Raw genomic sequence first — 21634 nt, 5'->3', positions numbered from 1 at the left:
TGTTATTTATTTACAGATAAAAAGCTATATTTTTTAGCATATTCTAGCATCTGAGCTTCAAAACTTTCTGGTTGTGTTACTTTTATGGCAGTAATTTCTCCAGCTTTATTAGTTTCAGGTACTAAAACAGGGTTTACAAATCCGCTATAAGGCTTTCCTTCAAATTTAGACGAACGCTCTAGTACTTCTTTATGGATGGCTTGGTCTACCTTCACCCCATAATTTTCTACTAGATTTTTAGCCGCATCATAATCTCCTTCAGATTTAATACGTTGTGTTTCTTTTAATAATTCTCCAAAAAGTTCACGTAACTTATCATAATCTTTTATGTCAAAATAGGTTTTTCCATCTTTGGTTATTTTTTCTATAACTTTAGCATCTTTACCTTTTTCAAACACCCATGCACTTACCCATTGGCGGTTACGCATGTGAGCTTCTTCGATATCTTTTCCTAGTTCTATACGAGTAAGTTGCGTCATCATTCCGTTACGGATATAATCGTTATAAGCAGCTTTACCAAGTTTTACATAATCGTCTGTTAGCCCTAGCTCTTGTAGTTTCGGGTCCATTAGGTAATATAAGCCTACCAAATCTGCACGACCTTCTTCTAAAGTAGAAGCATAGCTTTTTAATGTTTCTTTAGTTTCTCCTACCCCTGGGTTAATTTGCCCTGAAGCATGCCCCACAACTTCATGTAAAGTAGTGTGTAATTTATCTGCCAATTGCCCATAGTTTTCAGACAAGGTAACTTCTTCCTTATCGTGGGCAAACTCGTGTAATTTTTCGCCACCTCCTGCATTATTATATGCGTTTATAATGTTTCCTAAGGATACCGATTTACTTCCGTGAGATTGTCTTATCCAGTTTGCATTAGGTAGGTTTACCCCTATTGGTGTACTTGGTGATGCATCACCCGCTTCTCCTGCTACAATAACCGTTTTGTAAGTAACTCCTACAACGTTTTTCTTTTTATGCGCGTCCATAATTGGTGCATTATCTTCAAACCACTGCACCTCTTTTTCTACCACTTGCATTTTTTTAGACATATCGAAATCTTTAATTTGTACGATATTCTCGTAAGATCCTCGATATCCTTTAGGGTCGTTATAAACCTCAACAAAACCATTGATATAATCTATATTTCCTTCGGTTGCTTCTACCCAAGCAACATTATAATCGTCCCAAGTTTGTAAGTCTCCTGTTTGGTAATAGTTAATTAAAAGTCCTAAGGCATCGGCTTGCTTTTTGTTCTCTGCAACAGTTTGTGCTTTTTCTAACCATTTTATAATTTCATCTATGGCTTCACCGTAGAGTCCTCCACTTTTCCAAACTTTTTCAACAAGTTTTCCGTTTTCTTTTACCAATGTAGAATTAAGTCCAAATGATAAAGGTTTTTTAGGGTTTGGCGATTTTTTTTCTGCATAAAATTTATCTACATCTTCGGCGGTAACATCGGTTCCGTAAAAATTTATGGCAGAACCTAACAATAAACCTTTAGATTTGTCTAAATTAACTTTCTTCGCATCTTTCTGATTAAAAATAACTTCAAAAGCCTCTCCTTTAAGTGTTGTATTTGTTGCTGTTAGCAACTCATTTAAATAGGCTTTATCAAATTCAGGCATTATTTTATCGGTAGAATAATGGTGATGGATTCCATTAGAAAACCATATACGTTTTAAGTAGGTTTCAAAATTCTTCCAACTATCGGTAGTTTTATCTCCTTGGTAATGTGTGTACACGTTTTCTAGGGCTTTACGTATTTTTAAGTTATGGCGATAGTTTTGATCCCACATAATATCACGCCCTGCTAAACCTGCTTGCGTAAGATAATAAACTAACTTTTGCTCTTTTAAACTTAAGTTTTCCCAACCTGGAATTTGGTACCTTAGCACTTTGATATCAGCAAATTCTCCTGCGGTATAATCAAACGCTTTCTGGGTTGATGCTTGCGTTTTTTGGATTTCTGTTTTGTTTCCCTCCGTAGTTTTCGGTTCTTCTTTACATGAAAATGTTAATAAAGATGCACTTAAAAGCACAGGGAAAATTGGTTTAATCTTCATTAGTTCTTAAAATTATTATGAATAACAAATATAATATTAACAGTTTACTTATCTTAGCATAATGTAAAAATTCTACTTCATGAAAGTTTTCAAATACATTTTCTTACTCTTTATAATAATTATTATTGGAGGGTCTTTATACATTGCTACAATTGATGATGAGTTTGATTTTAAAGCAACGCTTATAACAAATATACCACAAGAAGTTGCTTTTACAGAAGTAAATAATTTAGAAAATTGGAAAAAATGGAATCCTTTACAAACAGAAGATCCTACAATTCAGTTTTCTTTACCAGAAAAAACAATAGGTAAAAACGCTAGCATCTCGTGGAATTCAGAAAAATTTGGAACGGGAAACATCACCACCCTAGAAACGCTTCCTTATAATAGTATCACACAAGAAATAACCTATAAAGCGTTGGCTAGTAATCCTACACAGGATATGTATTGGATTTTTGAAGAAAAGAAAGAGAAGAATGCTATAAAAATATCTTGGGGAATAAAAGGTAAGCTTTCTTTTTTAGAGAAAATCTACCTAATTATTAATAATGAAAATCATCCCGAAAAACAACTTAAACCGTACCTGGAAAAAGGACTTGTAAATCTTATAGATAAAATAGAAAAAGAAATGCAAGCCTATGATATACATATTGATGGTGTTACTAAGCATAGCGGTGGATTTTACATCTATAATACAACTGCTACAAAAAACACTCCCGAAAATTTGAGTGAAAAAATGAGCCTCATGTTTCCGAAAATAACCCAATACATGGCACTTCATAACATCGAAATAACAGGCGCTCCTTTTACCCTTTACCACAAGATAGATCAGGCTAACAATAGTATTATTTTCTCTGCAGGAATACCCACAAGCAATCGAGTAATTACAACAAGTAGCGATATTTTATGTGGCTATTTACCACCTCAAGAAACATTAAAGCTGACGCTAAAAGGTAATTATAACAATATTTCTAAAGTTTGGGAGGTTGCACAAAATTACCTTAATGAGAATAATCTTAAGCAGGCATCAAACGGAAATACGCTTGAAGTATACGTTAACGACTCTACTAAAGAGCCTAATCCTGCAAAATGGGTTACTACTATTTATATTCCAATACAACAAGAACAACCTGATAACCCCTCGGAAAATTAAAAATAATGAAACAACTTTTACTTGTTTTTATTGGTGGCGGTAGCGGTAGTGTTTTACGCTACTTACTCGGAAAATGGCTCAACAACATAGAAACAGGAATACCTTATGGTACTTTTTTAGCCAATATTTCAGGAAGTTTTTTTATAGGAATAATTTTAGGCTTGGCTGCAAAAAATCAAAGCTTATCGCCACACAGTACCCTATTACTTGCTTCTGGATTTTGTGGTGGTTTTACTACTTTTTCTACTTTTGTATATGAAAATCACGTATTTCTAAAAGCAGGCGATTATTTACATTTTTTTATTTACCTCTCGCTTAGTATTATCATAGGCTTTATTGCTGTTTTCTCTGCAATGTATCTTGTTAAACAAATTTAGTAAAGTCTTGCTACTTTATTTATATATATATTTTTTGTAACTTACTGCATGCTAACACTAAAATGTATATTATGGGATTTTTATCGTGGATTATTTTCGGATTTATTGCGGGATTATTAGCTAAAGCTGTAATGCCAGGAAAAGACCCAGGAGGATGGGTTGTTACTATTTTAATTGGAATTGCAGGAGCTTTTGTAGGTGGTTTTATTGGAAGATCGTTAGGAATATTAAATGAAACTACTAGTTTTTGGAGTTTTGCCGATTGGATATTTGCCATCCTAGGTGGATTTATTGTACTATGGGTATGGAAACGTTTCTTTGCCAAATAAACAATATAAAAAGGTCTGTTTTTTGTTAATTAAAGCAGACTTTTTTATTCCTCTATATGTCACGTCCTGAAATAGCGATACAAAAAGAAATCGTTAAAAACAATTATGTAAAACGCACTCAGCGCGATTACAGTATGTCGTTTGTTGATGAATTGAAAGCCTATTATGATGATCGGATTTTTAAACTCCGAAAACGAACTAGAACAAAAAAATAAACCTCTTAGAAATTTCTAAGAGGTTTATTATACTTATCTGCAAACATTGTGTGCTTACATGTTTCGTCTGTATTGACCACCTACTTCAAATAAGGCTGCAGTAATTTGTCCTAACGAACAAACTTTAGTAGCATCCATTAATTTTTCAAAAAGGTTTTGATTGTTAATGGCAGCCGATTGCATTTCAGATAAAAGTTGTTCTATTTTATCTTCATGTGCTTTGTTTAAGTTCTCTTTCGTTTTGATTTGGAATTGTTTTTCCTCCTCTGTAGCACGAATCACCTCTTGTGGAGTAACCGTTGGAGAGCCTTTAGAACTTAAGAATGTATTTACACCAATAATAGGGAATTCACCAGTGTGTTTTAAGGTTTCGTAGTATAAACTTTCTTCTTGAATTTTAGAACGTTGGTACATCGTTTCCATCGCTCCTAAAACACCACCACGTTCTGTAATTCTGTCGAATTCAGTTAATACTGCTTCCTCAACTAAATCAGTTAATTCTTCAATAATAAATGAACCTTGAATTGGATTTTCGTTTTTAGCCAATCCTAATTCTTTATTAATGATTAACTGAATTGCCATTGCACGACGTACAGATTCTTCTGTAGGTGTAGTAATCGCTTCATCATACGCATTCGTATGTAACGAGTTACAGTTGTCGTAAATCGCATATAAAGCCTGTAGCGTTGTACGAATATCATTAAAATCAATTTCTTGAGCGTGTAATGAACGTCCAGAAGTTTGAATATGATATTTTAACATTTGAGCTCTAGGGTTTGCTGCGTACTTATACTTTAGAGCTTTTGCCCAAATTTTACGAGCTACACGACCAATCACCGCATATTCTGGATCAATACCATTTGAGAAGAAGAACGATAAATTTGGACCAAACTTATTGATATCCATTCCTCTTGATAAGTAGTATTCTACGTAGGTAAACCCGTTTGCCAACGTTAATGCTAACTGTGTAATAGGGTTTGCACCAGCTTCTGCAATATGATATCCAGAGATTGAAACTGAATAGAAATTACGAACATTTTTCTCAATAAAATACTCTTGTACATCTCCCATTAAACGTAAAGCAAATTCCGTAGAGAAAATACACGTATTTTGTGCTTGGTCTTCTTTTAAGATATCTGCTTGAACCGTACCACGTACTTGTGCTAAGGTATTTGCTTTAATTTCAGCATATACATCGGCAGGTAAGATTTGATCACCTGTAACACCTAAAAGTAATAATCCTAATCCGTCATTACCTTCTGGTAAATCACCATTATATTTAGGACGTTCTATCCCTTTATCGTCATATAATTCTTTAAGCTTTGCTTCAACCTTTTTTTCTAATTTGTGCTCTTTGATGTATTTCTCACAGTTCTGGTCGATAGCTGCATTCATAAAGAATCCTAATAACATCGGAGCAGGACCATTAATAGTCATAGAAACCGAAGTCATAGCATGACTTAAATCGAAACCAGAATATAATTTTTTAGCATCATCTAAACAACAAATAGAAACCCCAGCATTACCAATTTTACCATAAATATCTGGTCTGTGCCCTGGATCGTTACCGTATAAAGTAACCGAGTCAAATGCTGTAGATAAACGTTTCGCAGGCATACCTAAACTCACATAGTGAAAACGACGGTTAGTACGTTCAGGTCCACCTTCACCGGCAAACATACGTGTTGGATCTTCTCCTGTACGTTTAAAAGGATATAATCCTGAAGCATATGGGAATTCTCCTGGAACATTCTCTTGTAAATTCCAACGTAATAAATCACCCCAAGCTTGGTATTTTGGTAAAGCAACTTTCGGAATTTGCGTGTGTGAAAGTGATTCTGTATGTGTTTCTATTTTAATTTCCTTATCACGTACTTTGAACGAGTAAATAGGATCTTTGTATTTTCTTACTTTCTCTTGCCAGTTTAAAATGATTTCCCAGTTATGTGGGTCAAGATTCAGTTTTATTTTATCAAATTGAGCAAATAGCAATTTTGCAAAAGGTTGCTCGTCATTTTGAACTTGTTTCTGAATTTCATCTTGGTCAATTCCGTTTTTTGTAAGGAAAGATTCCGTCACTTCGTTCGGAATGACAGATAAGATAGTTTGATAAACTCCGTAAAGTTTCTGAGCTACTTTTTCTTGCTCATTAACTGTTTTATCATAGGCGCGGTTGTTTTCTGAAATTTCAGATAAATAGCGTGTTCTACTTGGTGGAATTACGAATATCTTTTCAGACATTTCTTTCGTAATTTCAAAAGTAGACTGTAAATCAGCTCCAGCCTTTTCAACCAACTTGTCCATAATCGCTTTGTATAGCGAATTCATTCCTGGATCGTTGAATTGAGATGCAATCGTACCAAAAACAGGCATGTCATCCATGTGAACATCCCATAAATTGTTGTTACGCATGTATTGTTTTTTTACATCGCGTAAAGCATCTAAAGCTCCTCTTTTATCAAATTTGTTAATAGCTACTAAATCAGCAAAATCAAGCATGTCGATTTTTTCTAACTGAGTTGCAGCACCAAATTCAGGAGTCATTACATACAACGAAGTATCAGAATGTTCAATAATCTCTGTATCTGATTGTCCGATACCTGAAGTTTCTAAAATAATTAAATCAAATTCGGCAGCTTTTAATACTTCTACCGCTTCGTTTACATATTTAGATAAAGCTAAGTTTGACTGACGTGTAGCTAATGAACGCATATATACACGTTCGTTATTGATGGCATTCATACGAATACGATCACCTAATAAAGCACCACCCGTTTTTCTTTTTGATGGATCAACAGAAATTAATCCAATCGTTTTGTTTGGAAAATCAATTAAGAAACGACGAACTAATTCGTCAACTAAACTCGATTTACCAGCACCACCAGTACCAGTAATTCCTAATACAGGAGTTTTAGAGTTTTTATTTTTTTTGTGAATGGTGTCTAAAGCTTCTTTAGCAACCTCTGGAAAGTTTTCGGCAGAAGAAATTACACGAGCAATGCTTCCTATTTCTTTGTCGGCTAACTTGTTTACTTCACCATTCAATTTGTCTCCTATGGCAAAGTCCGATTGTTGAACTAAATCGTTAATCATTCCTTGTAATCCCAATTCACGACCATCATCAGGAGAGTAAATACGAGTAATTCCGTAGTCCATCAATTCTTTGATTTCCTCAGGTAGAATTACTCCACCACCACCACCAAATATTTTAATATGTCCAGCTCCTTTTTCTTGCAATAAATCATACATGTACTTAAAGTACTCGTTGTGTCCACCTTGGTACGAAGTCATAGCAATTGCATTAGCGTCCTCTTGAATAGCACAGTTTACTACTTCTTCAACGCTTCTATCATGCCCTAAGTGAATTACTTCAACCCCAGTAGATTGAATAATTCGGCGCATAATATTAATAGCAGCATCGTGCCCATCAAATAGAGAAGCTGCAGTTACAATTCGTACTTTGTGTTTAGGTTTATAGGGAGTTATTTGTTGCATAATTAAGTTAAGGTTGAATTTTTGAAGCGTAAATTTACAAAATAATACGAGAATGTACACTCGCCGTTATCATGTTAGCCTTATTTCATTTTTAAGAGAATAAATTTTATTGTGTTTTTAAAAACGCTGCTATATTATCGTTGATACGTTTTTCTATATTCTCTAAGGGAGCCTTTATAAATTTTTCGCCTGTAATTTTCTCGTATAATTCTATATAGCGCTCTGAAACCGTATTTACATATTCATCGGTCATTTCTGGTAAGGTTTGCCCTTCTTTACCTTGAAAATTATTCTCGATTAACCACTGACGAACAAACTCTTTAGAAAGTTGCTTTTGAGGCTCGTTGTTTTGCTGTAATTCCTCGTAGGTATCTGCGTAAAAATAACGAGAAGAATCTGGGGTGTGAATCTCATCGATAAGTACTATTTTACCGTTGGCGGTTTTCCCAAATTCATACTTTGTATCTACCAGTATCAAGCCTCTTTCTTGTGCTAATTTTGTACCTCGTTCGAACAATAAATAGGTGTATTTTTCCAACACCTCATAATCTTCTTTACTTACAATCCCTTTTTTTAAGATATCTTCTTTAGCGATATCTTCATCATGATCGCCTTGTTCTGCTTTTGTTGCTGGGGTTATAATAGGTGAAGGTAGTTTATCATTCTCCTTAAGTCCTTCAGGAAGTTTTACGCCACAAAGCTCTCGTTTTCCAGCTTTATATTCTCTTGCGGCATGCCCTGCTAGATAGCCTCTAATTACCATTTCTACTTTAAAAGGTTCACAGCTTTCTCCATAAGCTACATTAGGGTCTGGAGTTGCCTCTAACCAATTAGGCACGATGTCCTGTGTATCTTGCATCATTTTAGTTGCAATCTGATTAAGAATTTGACCTTTATAAGGAATTCCTTTAGGCATTACCACATCAAAAGCACTAAGCCTATCGGTGGCTATCATTATAATTTTGTTGTTTTCTAATGTATATACATCTCTAACTTTGCCTTTGTAGACTGTGGTTTGATTAGGGAATTTGAATTGTGTTTTGGTAAGGGTATTCATGTATTATTAAGATTCTGGGTTATCAAGGGCAGCATAAGCTGCTATTACTTTTTTTACTAATTTATGCCTAATTACATCTTTATCGTCTAAGAAAATCATCCCGATTCCTTTTACGTTTTTAAGCACCAACAAGGCTTCTTTTAATCCTGAAATTGCTCTTGGGGGCAAATCTATTTGTCCAGGATCTCCGGTTATCATAAATTTTGCGTTTTTCCCCATACGGGTAAGAAACATTTTCATCTGAGCGTGGGTGGTATTTTGTGCTTCATCGAGTATCACAAAAGCATTATCTAGAGTACGACCGCGCATAAAAGCCATAGGGGCTATTTGTATCACTCCTCGTTCGATATAAGCTTCTAATTTTTCGTGAGGTATCATATCACGAAGAGCATCGTACAAAGGTTGCATGTAGGGGTCTAACTTTTCTTTTAAATCTCCAGGCAGGAAACCTAAATTTTCTCCTGCTTCTACTGCTGGTCTGGTTAAAATAATTCGTTTTACCTCTTTTTCTTTTAAGGCTTTAACCGCCATAGCTACTCCTGTATAGGTTTTTCCTGTTCCTGCAGGACCTACGGCAAAAACCATATCGTTTTTAGCAATAAAATCTACCAATTTGCGCTGGTTGGCTGTTTGTGGTTTTATAAGTCTACCGCCCACCCCGTGTACCAAAACATCGTTATGCTTGGCAGAAGTTTCATAATCTTCTTTTTTTTCACTGGTAAGAATACGTTCTATAATATTCTCGTCTAGCTTATTATATTTACTAAAATGCTCTAAAAGCATATTTAACCGCTTATCAAATTCCTCTAAATGCTCTTCATCGCCAAAGGCTTTTATACGGTTTCCTCGTGCTACCAGTTTTAATTGCGGGAAGTATTTTTTTAGCAACTCGATATTAGCATTATGATGCCCAAAAAACTCTCGAGGACTAATTTCTGATAATTCTATGATAAGTTCGTTCAAAAGCTAGTGTGTTTATTAAGGTATATTAACTAAATTCGCACAACAAATTTAATTAAAAATTACGAGCTTATCTCTTTAAAGTATTAACATTATTTAAACATGGCAATTATCACTCTAACCTCAGATTTTGGTTATAAAGATCCTTCAACAGCAATGGTTAAAGGTACTATCTTGTGTGAACTCCCTAACGCTAATATTGTTGATATCTCTCACGACATTTCTCCTTTCCATATTATGGAGGCGGCTTATGTTATTAAAAATGCTTATAAAAGCTTTCCAAAAGGAAGTATTCATATCATTAGCGTAGATACCGAGCAAACTTATAATAAAAAACAAATTGCCCTTTTTATGGATGGGCATTACTTTATTTGTGCTAATAATGGTGTTTTATCACTTGTAGCATCTGAAATAAATCCCGATAAAATCGTAGAAATTAATATTCAAGAAAACAAAAATCCAAGTTTCCCTACCCTAGATACTTTTGTGAAAGTAGCTTGCCATATTGCCAGAGGAGGAAGCTTAGATGTAATTGGTAAAAATGTAATTTCTCTCGAAAAACTAAAAGCCCATAAACCTATTATATATGAGCAGGAACAAAAAATAATTGCTCACATTATTTATATTGATAATTATGGAAATCTTGTTACCAATGTAAGTAAAAAACTATTTAACCAGATAGGAAAAGGACAAACATTTATTATAGATGCTCGCTCTAATAAATTTACAAAAATAGTAGCAAGTTATAGTGAAGTTATTAAATTTGATACCGAAAATAGCAACCTAAACGAAAGCGGAAAAAAAATTGCCCTCTTTAACACCGCTTCTTATTTAGAGTTAGCTATTTACAAAAGCAACCCTAAAACAGTAGGTGGTGCAGCTAGCCTTTTTGGCTTAGGACTTTCTGACACTGTAACTATAAAATTTAACTAAACATGCTTGTACGAATTGTAAAACTAACATTTGAGTTTACCGAAATAGCTAATTTTAAAGCACTTTTTAACGCCTCTAAAGAAAAGATAAGAAACTTTGAGGGCTGCCTTTTTTTAGAATTATACCAAGACATGCATCAAGAAAATGTTTTTTTTACCTACAGCTATTGGGAAGACGAAACTGCCTTAAACACCTATAGAAAATCTCCCCTATTTAAAGAAGTATGGCCAGCAACAAAAGCAAAATTTGCTGCTAGCCCAGAAGCCTGGAGTGTAAACAAATTAGCCAGTTTAAAATAATTATGAGAGCTATTTTATATAAAGAAATTAACGCCTTTTTCTCATCAGCAATAGGTTATGTAGTCATTGCTATTTTCTTGATTTTAAACGCCTTATTTCTATGGTTTTTAGATAGTGGATATAATATTTTTGACCAAGGTTATGCTAGCTTACTACCCTTTTTTAGTTTAGCGCCATGGGTATTTATATTCCTTATCCCTGCAATTTGCATGAAAAGTTTTTCTGAAGAAAAAAAACAAGGTACTTTAGAGTTACTCCAAACATTACCCATTAATACATGGCAATTGGTGCTTGGAAAGTTTTTTGGAGCTTTACTGTTAAGTGTTTTAGCCTTATTGCCCACGCTTATCTATGTTGTTTGTATTTATTACTTAGGCAAAACTCCAGGTAATTTTGATACAGGAGAAATATTAGGTTCCTATATTGGTTTATTTTTTTTAATAAGTATTTATACCGCTATGGGTATTTTTGCTTCAAGCCTTACCAATAGTCAAATTATAGCTTTTATGACAGGAGCTTTTCTTTGCTTTATTAGTTATTTTGGTTTTAGTGGGCTAACCGATGCTATTTTAAATTCCGATATTTATGCGCTAGAATATTTAGGTATAGCGTTTCATTACAAAAGCATTAGCAGAGGCGTAATCGATACGCGAGATATTGTTTATTTTATTAGCGTAACAGCATTATTTCTAAGCTTAACGCAGTTTAATTTAAATAAGAAAAATTAATAATGAGCAGTATGAAAGATAATCGATTTTCTAAACTTCTCCTTCCTATAATTATTGTTGTTTGCATCAATATACTAGCAACTTTCTTCTTTAAACGAGTTGATGTTACCAGTAATCAACGCTTTAGTTTAGCAGAAACTTCACAACATATACTCACTAGTGTAGAAGAACCTATTTTAATTGAAGTTTTTCTAAAAGGAGACTTCCCTTCTGAATATAAACGCTTACAAAACGAAACACGTTACTTACTAGAAGAATACGCAGCTCAAAATCCGCTTATAAAATTTAGTTTCATAAACCCTTTAGCCGAAAATATAGATGCACAAAGCGTAGCAGAGCAATTTTACAAGGCAGGCATGATACCCGAAACAATTAACGTTAACGAAAACGGAAAAATATCGGAAAGCATTATGTTTCCTTGGGCAATGGCAAGCAACAGCAAACAAGCTATACCTGTTAAATTATTACATCGGAAAATAGGCGATACAAACGAAGATATTATAAATGCTTCTATACAACAATTAGAATACGTATTTTCTGATGCTTTTAAACGTTTAACCAGCAAACGCTCCAAAAAAATTGCCATTATGCGAGGGAATGGAGAATTAGCCGATGCACAATTAGCCGATTTTCTTACCGAGCTAAAAAAACACTATTTTATAGCTCCTTTTACACTAGATTCTGTTGCTAACAATCCTCAAAAAACACTTCAGCAATTAAGTCAATACGATTTAATTTTAGAAGCAAAACCAACACATCGTTATACCGAAAAAGAAAAATACGTACTCGACCAATACCTGATGAATGGTGGAAAAGCAATTTGGTTACTAGACAATGTAATGGCAGAAAAAGATAGCCTATTTACGAGCGAGCATCAACGTATGCTCACTTTTCCTAGAGATTTAAACCTTACCGATTTTTTCTTTCAATACGGTGTTCGCATTAACCCAAGCTTAGTTACCGATGTTATTTCGGCTCCTATTGTATTGGCAAATGGGCAGGGAGACCAAACAAGATTTAATCCGTACCCATGGGTTTATGCGCCATTAGCTTTTTCTAACGCATCGCATCCTATTGTTAAAAATATAGAAGCCGTAAAATTTGATTTTGCCTCGCCTATAGATACACTAAGAAACAATATCAGTAAAACCATATTGTTAACGAGTTCAGAAAACACTAAGCTTATAGGTACGCCTGCCGAGGTTTCTTTAGCTATAATTAATACTCCTCCTAACCCCGAAATTTATAACCAAGCAAGTGTTCCCTTAGCTGTTTTATTAGAAGGAACATTTAAATCTGTTTACCAAAACAGAATAAAACCTACCACCCTAACTTCTCATAAAGATACTAGCACACCTACAAAAGTTTTGGTAGTTAGTGATGGAGATATTATTAAAAATGAAATGAAAAATGGGAAACCCATGAGCCTAGGTTACGATCCTTATACAGCGACTACCTATGGTAATAAAAACTTTTTGATTAATGCTGTAAATTACATGCTAGATGATGATGGGCTTTTAACCTTAAGATCTAAAAATGTTCAATTAGCATTTCTCGACACACAAAAAGTAGAAAACAACAAAAGCTTATGGCAATGGCTAAACATAGGGATTCCTCTAATTTGCTTAGGAATATTCGGTTTTATTTTTGTGTTGATAAGAAAAAATCAATTTATAAAAAAGTAATGGACAGCCATTATTTTACATTTTTATTCACATAAAAAAACACACTACTCATTTTCAATACCTTGAAAAGCTTTTATGTTAATAAAATTTGTACCTTTAAGCATTAAATAAAACTGTAAAAAGATATATTTGTAAATCGAGTAAAACTACAACACTGACATTATGAAATTTATAGTATCGAGTTCATACTTACTAAAGCAATTACAAATTTTAGGTGGCGTTATTAACAATAATAACACACTTCAAGTACTAGATAACTTCCTTTTTGAAATCAACCAAAACGAGCTAAAAGTTTCAGCTTCCGATTTGGAAACCACCATTACTTCTACACTAGAAATAGAGTCTGAAGCAGAAGGAAGCATTGCAATACCTGCAAAACTATTACTAGACACCTTAAAAACCTTTCCCGAGCAACCCCTTACCTTTATTGCAGACGGCAATAACAGTATCGAGTTAAGCTCTAGCCATGGTAAATATGCTTTAGCCTATGCCGATGGAAATGAATTTCCTAACCCTGTAGAACTTGAAGACCCTAGTAAAACTATTGTTCCGGCAGAAGTTTTAGCAACTGCAATTAGCAAAACTATCTTTGCCTCAGGAAACGATGATTTACGCCCGGTAATGAGCGGTGTATTTTTCCAATTCACGACAGATAGCCTAACTTTTGTAGCTACCGATGCTCATAAACTAGTAAAGTATAAAAGAGAAGATATCCAAGCTTCACAAACGGCAGAATTTATTATGCCTAAAAAACCTTTAAACTTACTTAAAGGAATACTAGCAAATAGCGACAGTGAAGTAGCTATAGAATATAACGACACCAATGCCAAGTTTACTTTTGATAACACAGAATTAATCTGTAGACTTATAGACGGAAAATACCCTAACTATGAAGCCGTTATCCCAAAAGAAAACCCTAATGTATTAAGCATTGAAAGAAATCAATTCTTAAGCTCTGTAAAAAGGGTTTCTATCTTCTCTAACAAAACTACACACCAGGTAAAACTTAAAATTGCAGGAGCAGAATTAAACATCTCTGCAGAAGATGTAGATTACAGCAATAAAGCTGAAGAGCGTTTAACTTGTGATTACCAAGGAGATGATATGCAAATTGGATTTAACTCGCGCTTTTTAGTAGAAATGCTTAACAATTTAAATACAGAAGATATACAGCTAGAAATGAGCCTTCCTAACCGTGCAGGAATTTTAACTCCTAAAGACGGGCTAGACGAAGGCGAAAGCATAACCATGCTTGTTATGCCCGTAATGCTTAATAGCTAATACAGCATAATACCAAATAATATAAAAAGCAGCCTATTGGATAGGCTGCTTTTTTTGTTTCAAACCAATTTTAGGGTTAATTTTCTATTAAAAAAACAATAATACTTGTATTTGTTTACATATTTAATTAATTTAATAGAAAAATATTTTGAGTTATGAATAGTGATTTTGACACCTTATCAGAAGCCATCAACGCCCTAAAAAAAGAAGGCTATACCGAGGATTTTAATCTCCTAGAAGACTGTATAGAAAGCAATCTAGAAGCCTGTAAATTTATGCCAGATGAATTTGAAATTGATAAAATATACAGGTTTGAAGGCATGAGTAACCCTGATGACAATGCTATACTTTTTGCTGTAACCACTAGTACCAACCTAAAAGGAGTTTTAGTAGATGGTTATGGAATCTCGGGCGGACAAATTTCAAAACAGCTCATAGATAAATTACATAGAAAAAAGTAAAACCATTTGTTAAACTTATAACAAATACAAGGAATCACTTTGTTAAGCAACTTGATAATTGTATTTTTGAATAGAAATTAAAAAAATAATAAACAAAAACTATCATGGGATACTTAAATTTAGACAAAGAAAAAACAAACACAACTGTAGGCCAATTAAACATATTACTAGCCGATTACCATTTATACTACCAAAAGTTAAGAAATTTTCATTGGAATATTAAAGGGCAAAGTTTCTTCTACCTTCATGAAAAATTTGAAGAAATGTACAACGACGCTAAACTCAAAATAGATGAAATAGCTGAACGAATTCTTACACTCCGTCACCATCCAGTTAGTAACATATCAGACTACCTAAAAATGTCTAACCTAGAAGAATCTACTTCCGAATTAACCGATGTTGAAATGATTGAAGATTTGCTTAAAGATCACGCTAGCCTATTGCAACAAATGCGTGAAGTTGTAGAAGCTGCTGATGATAGTGATGATGAAGGAACAATAGATTTGGTAGGTGCTTACATAAGAGAATTAGAGAAAACAAGCTGGATGTTAAACGCGTGGGCAACTAAGAAATAACCTATATGCAAGAAGCTAAATTAAGTTTAGAAAGGTATATAGAAAAACTTTGGGCTACAACCTCAGACTGGGTAGAAGACTTTGCTGGTTTTCTACCCAGTTTAATTGTTGCCATTATCATCTTAACCGCTTTTATTTTCCTAGCCAAATATATCGCTAAATTAACATTAAGAATACTCCTAAAGCGGGATTTACAACAATCAGTAAGAAACATAATCTCGCGTATTATAAAATTTATTGTAATTACCATAGGTATTTTTATTGCTTTATCTGTACTTCATTTAGATAAATTCTTAACCACACTATTAGCCACCGCTGGTGTAGGAAGTTTAGCAATAGGTCTAGCTTTACAAGGAACTTTAAACAACACCTTTTCTGGCATTGTATTGAGCTTTATACCTGAAGTGCAACTACGTGATTGGATAGAAACCAATGGTTATTCTGGAGAAGTTTTAGAAGTAAACCTACGTAATATTGTTATTAAAGAAGCTGATAATAATTTTGTTGTTATCCCTAATTCTAAAATAGCAGAAGGTACATTTAAAAATTATTCTAGAACAAAAAGAACTCGTATCATGCTTAATTGTGGTGTAGGCTATGAATCTAATTTAGATTTTGTGGAAGAATTAACCCTTACCACCATCCGGAATAATTTTAAAACAAGGCGTGGTGAATATATCGACTTTGCCTATACCGAATTTGGAGACAGCGCTATTAACTATGTGGTTAGGTTTTGGGTCAATGCAGTAAACAAATCAGACGAGCTTATGGCTAAACACCAAGCAATAAAAGCCATTAGAAAAGCCTATAATGAGCATGATATAAACATACCTTTCCCTATACGTACATTAGACTTTGATAAAAATAAATTTAGGGCAGAAACTATTCAGGTAGAACATAAAAATAATTAAATAAAATTTTAACAAGATTTTATTATTATAAATTCAGTTACATTAGTTTGGTCGAATAGCTCAAACAATAATGTATCATTATTAAACCACTATATGCTAGACCAGTACGTTGTTATTTTACTATAGGACTTCGTGAATATAAATAGTTGAGAGACAAACTCCGTACCTATTTGGGTGCTGAGCTGTCTTACATCAAATACAAATCATTTCTAAATTATAGCCAACGCCCTAACAGATGTGACGATTTGTGTTGAAGTGTTAACTTCATATATATAACTTTTGGTGCAAAAACAAGAAGGCAGTATAAGTTTTAATGGTTAATTATAGAGTATCGTGAAAAACTTTAGGCTTTGTAAAAAACCGTTTGTAAATCTATGCTCTACTTTTGTTTATATTCAACTATATGCTATTCAGCCAAACCAATACAACCCAACTTTTGAATAGTTAAACTGTGATTGTAGCCCTAAAAATAGGGCTTTATTCTTCTTATGTTATTTTGTTACTTTGTTCTTGTATTTATAATCCGTTCCTTTCTACAGGCTTGATCGTCAATAAAAATGTTTTGCAGATATTTTCTCAGTCTATAATCGATTAAATAATGGTAACTATAATAAAACATAACTATTTAAGGTTTTAAAACAATTATTGTCTAGTTTTACTGCCTAAAATACCATTTTAGTAAGAAAAGCTAACCAAATTACACTTAATGCAACTTTTTAAAAAGCTTAATCCTTTAAAGCGAAAATTATTTAAATCGCTTACTGCATCTTTTAAAAACTCCAAGAACTTAAAAGAGCTTTCTTCCATCAGCCCAAATAAAGTAACACGTATATTGATAGTTAGACCTAATCACAGGCTTGGCAATCAGTTATTGTTATCTCCTTTAATTCAAATATTAAATCTTGAGTTCCCTCATGCAAAGGTAGATTTAGTAGTAAATGGCGGTATCTCTGATATTTTATACGCTAATTACCCTAACGTAAATTACATCTACAATCTACCTAAAAAGCCTTTTAAAAATTTTGGGAATTATATCGGTGTTTCCTATAAAATTATTTCTACCAAATATACACTTGCCATAGCAGGCGAAGCAAAATCTAATTCTGGAAAAATTTTCCTGAAATTATCTAGAAGTAAGTTTAAAATATTTAATAATGGAGAGTATCCTATACAGTCTATACACATGGCTCATAAGCCTATTGATAACCTTCGTTTTTTTCTACACAAAAATCAATTAAACATCTCTAAGGCTTACCCTAAAATAGATTTAAAACTAACCGATAAAGAAATTAATAAAGGCAGACAAATTATCCTTTCTTATTTTAAAAACAACCTCCCAGTTATTGCTATTTTCACTAATGCTACAGGAGATAAAAAATTACCGGAAGTTTGGTGGAATAATTTTACAGCACTACTGGAAAAAACCTTTCCTAATACCAATATCCTAGAAATTCTTCCTAAAGAAAACACCTCGCAAGTAAATTTTAAATATTCACATTTTTACAGTAAAGATTTAAGAGAAATAACTGCTGTAATTGAAAACTGCAACCTTTATCTAAGTGCCGACTGCGGAATTATGCATCTTGCCTCCGCTACAAATACACCTACTGTGGGTCTTTTTAACGGTGCTACTAATCCAAAAATCTATGCTCCCTACGGCGAGAATAAGTTTGCAATTGATATTAATAAATTTTCTAACAATAAACTTATAAAACATATAGCAGATAAGCAGTGGCTATAAAAAACCGTCCCAATTTTGACTATTGAGACGGCTTCTTTTTTTAAAATTATTTTTTATAGTATTTTTTGAATTTCATATAGGCAAGAATTCCTAACGTAATCCACAAACCAAGTGCTATTACGATAAATTGATAACTTATTATCTGATCTCCACTTGCGTAAGAATGCAGTCCTGTTAGGTAAAAGTTTACTCCAAAATACGTCATCATAATAGATGATAAAGCAAACACCGTTGCCCAGTTAAAAGCAAATAACCCTCTTAATCCTGGCACTAAGCGCATGTGTAAAACAAAAGCATATACCATGATGCTAATTAATGCCCAGGTTTCTTTTGGATCCCAACTCCAATAACGCCCCCAACTCTCGTTTGCCCATTGCCCACCTAAAAAGTTACCAATGGTAAGCATTACCAAGCCTACTGCTATTGCCATTTCTGTAATCACAGTTATTTCTTTTATATTAACTTCTAGTTTCTTTTTGTTTTTAGCAGTTGTAAAAATCATTAATAAAAGGGCTAAAATTCCTAAAATAAAACTTAGTATAAAAGGACCATAACTTGCCACAATAATAGCCACGTGTATTATTAACCAATATGAATCCAGTACAGGAGCCAAATTTGCAATTGCTGGGTCTAACCAGTTTTGATGTGCAAAAAACAAAACAATAGCAGCTACAAAAGCAGTAGAGGCGTATGTTAAGTTACTTTTCCTCCCAAAAATAATTCCAAACAATACCGTTGCCCAAGCTACGTAAATCATACTCTCGTAAGCATCACTCCAGGGTGCGTGTCCAGAAATATACCAGCGTGCAATAAGCCCTAAGGTATGTAATATAAACGATATTCCGATAAGCCCCTTAAAAGTGCTCACACCTAGCCTTATTGCTTTATTATTTTTGAAAATTCTTATAATTACAAAAGTTAACATTAAGGCTCCAAACAATAAATAATACTGATATAGTTTTTTAAAAATATCATATTTATTGTACAGGATTTCTGCCTGAATTTTTTGATCTGATGGTAAAATATCAGCTCCATATTTTTTCTGAAAACCTTTTATACTTTGCAGTAAATCTTCTGCTTGTTGGTAATTTCCTGTTGATTTTGCAATACGTACCGATTGCATATACAAAGGCAATGCTTTATAGATATACAAGGAATCCTGTCCTGTAAAAGCATCTTTAAATTCAGAAATTTCAGGATAAGATATCCACTTATTATGCTCATTGTGAGGAACAGGGAAAACTTTAAATATTTTACCTTCTAAGGTATTGTAAAGCAAGTTAACTAATTGATCTGCTCGTTTATAATCTTTCTGAAATTTATCGGGTACCTCTGCGCGGTAAGCTTCTTCTAGAAAAGGGGCAAGTTTATACTCTCCTCTTTCGTTAAAAAAATGAGTTAATGCCACATGTTTTTCTCCTTCTTTTATTCCTAGTACATGGTGAATACTATCATTTTGTGCTTCTAGATGAATAATAGGTACATTATACCAAAGCATAGGGTTTTCTAGCATCGAGAAAAGTACTTGGTCACCATCTAATCCTTCATAATTATCACTTTTACTTAATTTACGTAATAATTGTGATGAATATGTGTTTGCAGGCTTCATACGTCCTCCAATATCTTGGATAACTAATTCTCCAAATTTATCGGCATGTGCTTGCGTTATTGCATTTGCTTTAATTACAGAATCGACATAGGTTTTCTGGAAAACTTTTTTATCTATTGGAGTGTGCGAGTAATGTTCCTCGGTGTGTTGTTGGTTATTTATTGTTCCAGAAGTGGCTTCTTCCTGTGCGTTTACACTTAAACCAATTAAAGCGAGTATTATCCCTAAGCTTGTTTTTTTATCGGTAATTTTTTTCAGTTGTTTTCGTAAGGTTCCAAAGCGTGTTCCTTTTCCAAAAAACATCCAAATCATTCCTAAATATAATAAACTATAACCAGTATAAGTTATCCATGTTCCCCACCAGTCGTGATTTACCGAAAGGATAGTACCTTTTTCATCTGGATGAAAAGATGCTTGAAAAAAACGATAACCTTTATGGTCTAAAACGTGATTCATGTAAATTTCTTTAGGTACAGATTTTCCTTCATCAATCAGTTCTACTTTACTTTTAAAAGAAGCATAACTTGGGGTTGGGTTATATTCTGTTCCTGGGTGTTTCTCTGCAATAAAATCGTTAAGTTTTAAGGCAAAAGGTAATTTAAATTCTTTACTACCATAGCGTATATATATTTCGTATCCGCCTAGGTTTATTTGTTTAAAGTCTTCTATCATTCCTTTCGCTCCTAAAAGTTGTACTTCTTCTTGCTCTCCTCCTGCCCTAACCTGAAGACGAACTCCGTCTGGTCCTGTTTTCTTATTTTCTGGAGCTTCTACCAGTGCGTATTTTCCTTTTATAATAGGGTCTGGAAACACAAATTGCATTCCTGCCATATTATACAATGAGCGTAACATAAGAGGCTGTATACTATCTTTACTTACATTACCTTTATGTTGGTCTGCCATACGCATATAATCTCCTGCAAAAGGAGTTTTTAGCTGGTAGTTTCCTTCTTCATCAACCAATATATTTATAGCGCCATCGGTAGGTTCATTTAAAGCAAAGAGTACGTTATGGATACTGCTCACTTTCCCTTCTTCTAAAAAATGTTCGTGCCTATCGCCACCACTAGCTTCTACTAGTTTTAGGTAATTTTTACCATTTTCATCTGCTACCAATCCTTCTTTTGCTCCATTTATATATTCTATAACTTCAAAAGTAATTGGGTTTCCATCAAAATCGGTTTTTATGGTTTTATGGTTATCCAGTAACGGAGCTAAGCCTAAAGGATGCTCTTGCGCTCTACGCGTAGGTTGCCCGTTCATTTCTCCATCAATATAAGTGGTAAGATAAGTTTTTTCAGACATCATTGTATTGGCTACTTCGCCTTCTCGAATAGGCATAATGCCTTCGTAGCTAATGTATCTGGTTACCCCTGCGCCCAAAATAATAAGTATGAAGGATAGGTGAAATATAAGCACAGACCATTTTTCTCTTCTCCATAAACGGTAGCGTTGAATATTTCCTATAAAATTAATAACAAAAAGCACTAAAATAAGCTCAAACCACCATGAGTTATAAATCCACGCTTTAGCTGTTGCTGTAGTGTAAGAGTTCTCTACAAACGTAGCAATTGCCATAGATAAAGCAAAAACCACATATAAAACAGCCATTAAACGAGTAGAGAAAAGAAAATTAGCAATTTTTTTTTGAATCATTTCCGAAGAATTTAAATTGTCGCAAATTTAAGGATTTAGAATGAAGATTATAGCCTATTTAAGAACTAAAAAAAGTTAAATATTTAAAGTTTTAAACGCTGGATTTCTC

The 21634-nt window shown here is 33.6% G+C and carries 18 protein-coding genes; 13 read left to right on the top strand and 5 right to left on the bottom strand.

Annotated elements, in window-relative coordinates; all coding sequences use genetic code 11:
• Positions 1–2: 2 nt before the first annotated feature.
• Positions 3–2060: a dipeptidyl-peptidase 3 family protein gene (locus GGR32_RS01495; RefSeq protein WP_183475672.1), complete on the bottom strand. Its 2058-nt coding sequence runs from the start codon at positions 2058–2060 to the stop codon at positions 3–5.
• Between the two features lie 79 nt (positions 2061–2139).
• Here GGR32_RS01495 and GGR32_RS01490 point away from each other — a divergent pair, with 79 nt between their 5' ends.
• The 4 genes from GGR32_RS01490 (at position 2140) to GGR32_RS11955 (ending at position 4134) form a co-directional block, all read left to right on the top strand.
• Entirely contained in the window at positions 2140–3213 is a 1074-nt protein-coding gene (locus tag GGR32_RS01490; RefSeq protein WP_183475671.1) for a GyrI-like domain-containing protein, read from the top strand.
• 5 nt (positions 3214–3218) lie between these two features.
• The gene (gene crcB, locus GGR32_RS01485) at positions 3219–3590 is read left to right on the top strand and encodes a fluoride efflux transporter CrcB (RefSeq protein ID WP_183475670.1); all 372 of its coding nucleotides are present in this window, start codon (positions 3219–3221) and stop codon (positions 3588–3590) included.
• A 71-nt stretch (positions 3591–3661) separates the two neighbouring features.
• The gene (locus tag GGR32_RS01480; protein ID WP_183475669.1) at positions 3662–3919 is read left to right on the top strand and encodes a GlsB/YeaQ/YmgE family stress response membrane protein; all 258 of its coding nucleotides are present in this window, start codon (positions 3662–3664) and stop codon (positions 3917–3919) included.
• A 56-nt stretch (positions 3920–3975) separates the two neighbouring features.
• Complete coding sequence (locus GGR32_RS11955; RefSeq protein WP_221403672.1) at positions 3976–4134, top strand: hypothetical protein; 159 nt, start codon at positions 3976–3978, stop codon at positions 4132–4134.
• 54 nt (positions 4135–4188) lie between these two features.
• On the opposite strand, the gene GGR32_RS01475 is transcribed toward GGR32_RS11955, so the two are convergent.
• The 3 genes from GGR32_RS01475 to GGR32_RS01465 form a co-directional block, all read right to left on the bottom strand.
• A complete protein-coding gene (locus GGR32_RS01475) occupies positions 4189–7629 on the bottom strand; it encodes a methylmalonyl-CoA mutase family protein (RefSeq protein WP_183475668.1) in 3441 nt (1146 codons plus the stop codon).
• Between the two features lie 106 nt (positions 7630–7735).
• Positions 7736–8686 (bottom strand): phosphoribosylaminoimidazolesuccinocarboxamide synthase, encoded by a 951-nt coding sequence (locus GGR32_RS01470; RefSeq protein WP_183475667.1) that lies wholly within the window; start codon positions 8684–8686, stop codon positions 7736–7738.
• Between the two features lie 6 nt (positions 8687–8692).
• Complete coding sequence (locus GGR32_RS01465) at positions 8693–9649, bottom strand: PhoH family protein (protein ID WP_183475666.1); 957 nt, start codon at positions 9647–9649, stop codon at positions 8693–8695.
• Positions 9650–9748: 99 nt separating this feature from the next.
• On the opposite strand from GGR32_RS01465, the gene GGR32_RS01460 reads away from it, so the two are divergent.
• The 9 genes from GGR32_RS01460 (at position 9749) to GGR32_RS01420 (ending at position 18260) form a co-directional block, all read left to right on the top strand.
• Positions 9749–10579: an SAM hydrolase/SAM-dependent halogenase family protein gene (locus tag GGR32_RS01460; RefSeq protein ID WP_183475665.1), complete on the top strand. Its 831-nt coding sequence runs from the start codon at positions 9749–9751 to the stop codon at positions 10577–10579.
• Between the two features lie 2 nt (positions 10580–10581).
• Positions 10582–10878, top strand: a complete 297-nt coding sequence (locus GGR32_RS01455) for a putative quinol monooxygenase (RefSeq protein ID WP_183475664.1) — start codon at positions 10582–10584, stop codon at positions 10876–10878.
• A 2-nt stretch (positions 10879–10880) separates the two neighbouring features.
• The gene (gene gldF, locus GGR32_RS01450; RefSeq protein ID WP_183475663.1) at positions 10881–11606 is read left to right on the top strand and encodes a gliding motility-associated ABC transporter permease subunit GldF; all 726 of its coding nucleotides are present in this window, start codon (positions 10881–10883) and stop codon (positions 11604–11606) included.
• Positions 11607–11617: 11 nt separating this feature from the next.
• Positions 11618–13291, top strand: a complete 1674-nt coding sequence (gene gldG, locus GGR32_RS01445) for a gliding motility-associated ABC transporter substrate-binding protein GldG (RefSeq protein ID WP_183475662.1) — start codon at positions 11618–11620, stop codon at positions 13289–13291.
• Between the two features lie 162 nt (positions 13292–13453).
• A complete protein-coding gene (dnaN, locus tag GGR32_RS01440) occupies positions 13454–14572 on the top strand; it encodes a DNA polymerase III subunit beta (protein WP_183475661.1) in 1119 nt (372 codons plus the stop codon).
• A 155-nt stretch (positions 14573–14727) separates the two neighbouring features.
• Positions 14728–15033: a phosphoribosylpyrophosphate synthetase gene (locus GGR32_RS01435; protein WP_183475660.1), complete on the top strand. Its 306-nt coding sequence runs from the start codon at positions 14728–14730 to the stop codon at positions 15031–15033.
• Between the two features lie 104 nt (positions 15034–15137).
• The gene (locus tag GGR32_RS01430) at positions 15138–15608 is read left to right on the top strand and encodes a Dps family protein (protein ID WP_183475659.1); all 471 of its coding nucleotides are present in this window, start codon (positions 15138–15140) and stop codon (positions 15606–15608) included.
• Between the two features lie 5 nt (positions 15609–15613).
• A complete protein-coding gene (locus tag GGR32_RS01425; RefSeq protein WP_183475658.1) occupies positions 15614–16519 on the top strand; it encodes a mechanosensitive ion channel family protein in 906 nt (301 codons plus the stop codon).
• 706 nt (positions 16520–17225) lie between these two features.
• Positions 17226–18260, top strand: coding sequence for a glycosyltransferase family 9 protein (locus GGR32_RS01420; protein WP_183475657.1), 1035 nt, complete (start codon positions 17226–17228; stop codon positions 18258–18260).
• A 46-nt stretch (positions 18261–18306) separates the two neighbouring features.
• Here the strand turns inward: GGR32_RS01420 and GGR32_RS01415 are convergent, their stop codons facing one another.
• Positions 18307–21525 carry a cytochrome c biogenesis protein gene (locus tag GGR32_RS01415; protein ID WP_246415149.1) on the bottom strand — a complete coding sequence of 1073 codons (3219 nt, stop codon included), beginning with the start codon at positions 21523–21525 and terminating at the stop codon, positions 18307–18309.
• Positions 21526–21634 lie beyond the last annotated feature (109 nt).

The sequence above is a fragment of the Mesonia hippocampi genome, assembly GCF_014197445.1.
Lineage (GTDB): Bacteria > Bacteroidota > Bacteroidia > Flavobacteriales > Flavobacteriaceae > Mesonia > Mesonia hippocampi.
The sequence above is the reverse complement of the archived record's forward strand: the minus strand, read 5'-3'. Positions and strand labels throughout refer to the sequence as shown.

Excerpts from the sequence above, each read along its gene's own strand:
- GGR32_RS01495 (WP_183475672.1), bottom strand. The coding sequence starts at position 2,060 with ATGAAGATTAAACCAATTTTCCCTGTGCTTTTAAGTGCATCTTTATTA.
- GGR32_RS01490 (WP_183475671.1), top strand. The coding sequence starts at position 2,140 with ATGAAAGTTTTCAAATACATTTTCTTACTCTTTATAATAATTATTATT.
- crcB (WP_183475670.1), top strand. The coding sequence starts at position 3,219 with ATGAAACAACTTTTACTTGTTTTTATTGGTGGCGGTAGCGGTAGTGTT.
- GGR32_RS01480 (WP_183475669.1), top strand. The coding sequence starts at position 3,662 with ATGGGATTTTTATCGTGGATTATTTTCGGATTTATTGCGGGATTATTA.
- GGR32_RS11955 (WP_221403672.1), top strand. The coding sequence starts at position 3,976 with ATGTCACGTCCTGAAATAGCGATACAAAAAGAAATCGTTAAAAACAAT.
- GGR32_RS01475 (WP_183475668.1), bottom strand. The coding sequence starts at position 7,629 with ATGCAACAAATAACTCCCTATAAACCTAAACACAAAGTACGAATTGTA.
- GGR32_RS01470 (WP_183475667.1), bottom strand. The coding sequence starts at position 8,686 with ATGAATACCCTTACCAAAACACAATTCAAATTCCCTAATCAAACCACA.
- GGR32_RS01460 (WP_183475665.1), top strand. The coding sequence starts at position 9,749 with ATGGCAATTATCACTCTAACCTCAGATTTTGGTTATAAAGATCCTTCA.
- GGR32_RS01455 (WP_183475664.1), top strand. The coding sequence starts at position 10,582 with ATGCTTGTACGAATTGTAAAACTAACATTTGAGTTTACCGAAATAGCT.
- gldF (WP_183475663.1), top strand. The coding sequence starts at position 10,881 with ATGAGAGCTATTTTATATAAAGAAATTAACGCCTTTTTCTCATCAGCA.
- gldG (WP_183475662.1), top strand. The coding sequence starts at position 11,618 with ATGAAAGATAATCGATTTTCTAAACTTCTCCTTCCTATAATTATTGTT.
- dnaN (WP_183475661.1), top strand. The coding sequence starts at position 13,454 with ATGAAATTTATAGTATCGAGTTCATACTTACTAAAGCAATTACAAATT.
- GGR32_RS01435 (WP_183475660.1), top strand. The coding sequence starts at position 14,728 with ATGAATAGTGATTTTGACACCTTATCAGAAGCCATCAACGCCCTAAAA.
- GGR32_RS01430 (WP_183475659.1), top strand. The coding sequence starts at position 15,138 with ATGGGATACTTAAATTTAGACAAAGAAAAAACAAACACAACTGTAGGC.
- GGR32_RS01425 (WP_183475658.1), top strand. The coding sequence starts at position 15,614 with ATGCAAGAAGCTAAATTAAGTTTAGAAAGGTATATAGAAAAACTTTGG.
- GGR32_RS01420 (WP_183475657.1), top strand. The coding sequence starts at position 17,226 with ATGCAACTTTTTAAAAAGCTTAATCCTTTAAAGCGAAAATTATTTAAA.
- GGR32_RS01415 (WP_246415149.1), bottom strand. The coding sequence starts at position 21,525 with ATGATTCAAAAAAAAATTGCTAATTTTCTTTTCTCTACTCGTTTAATG.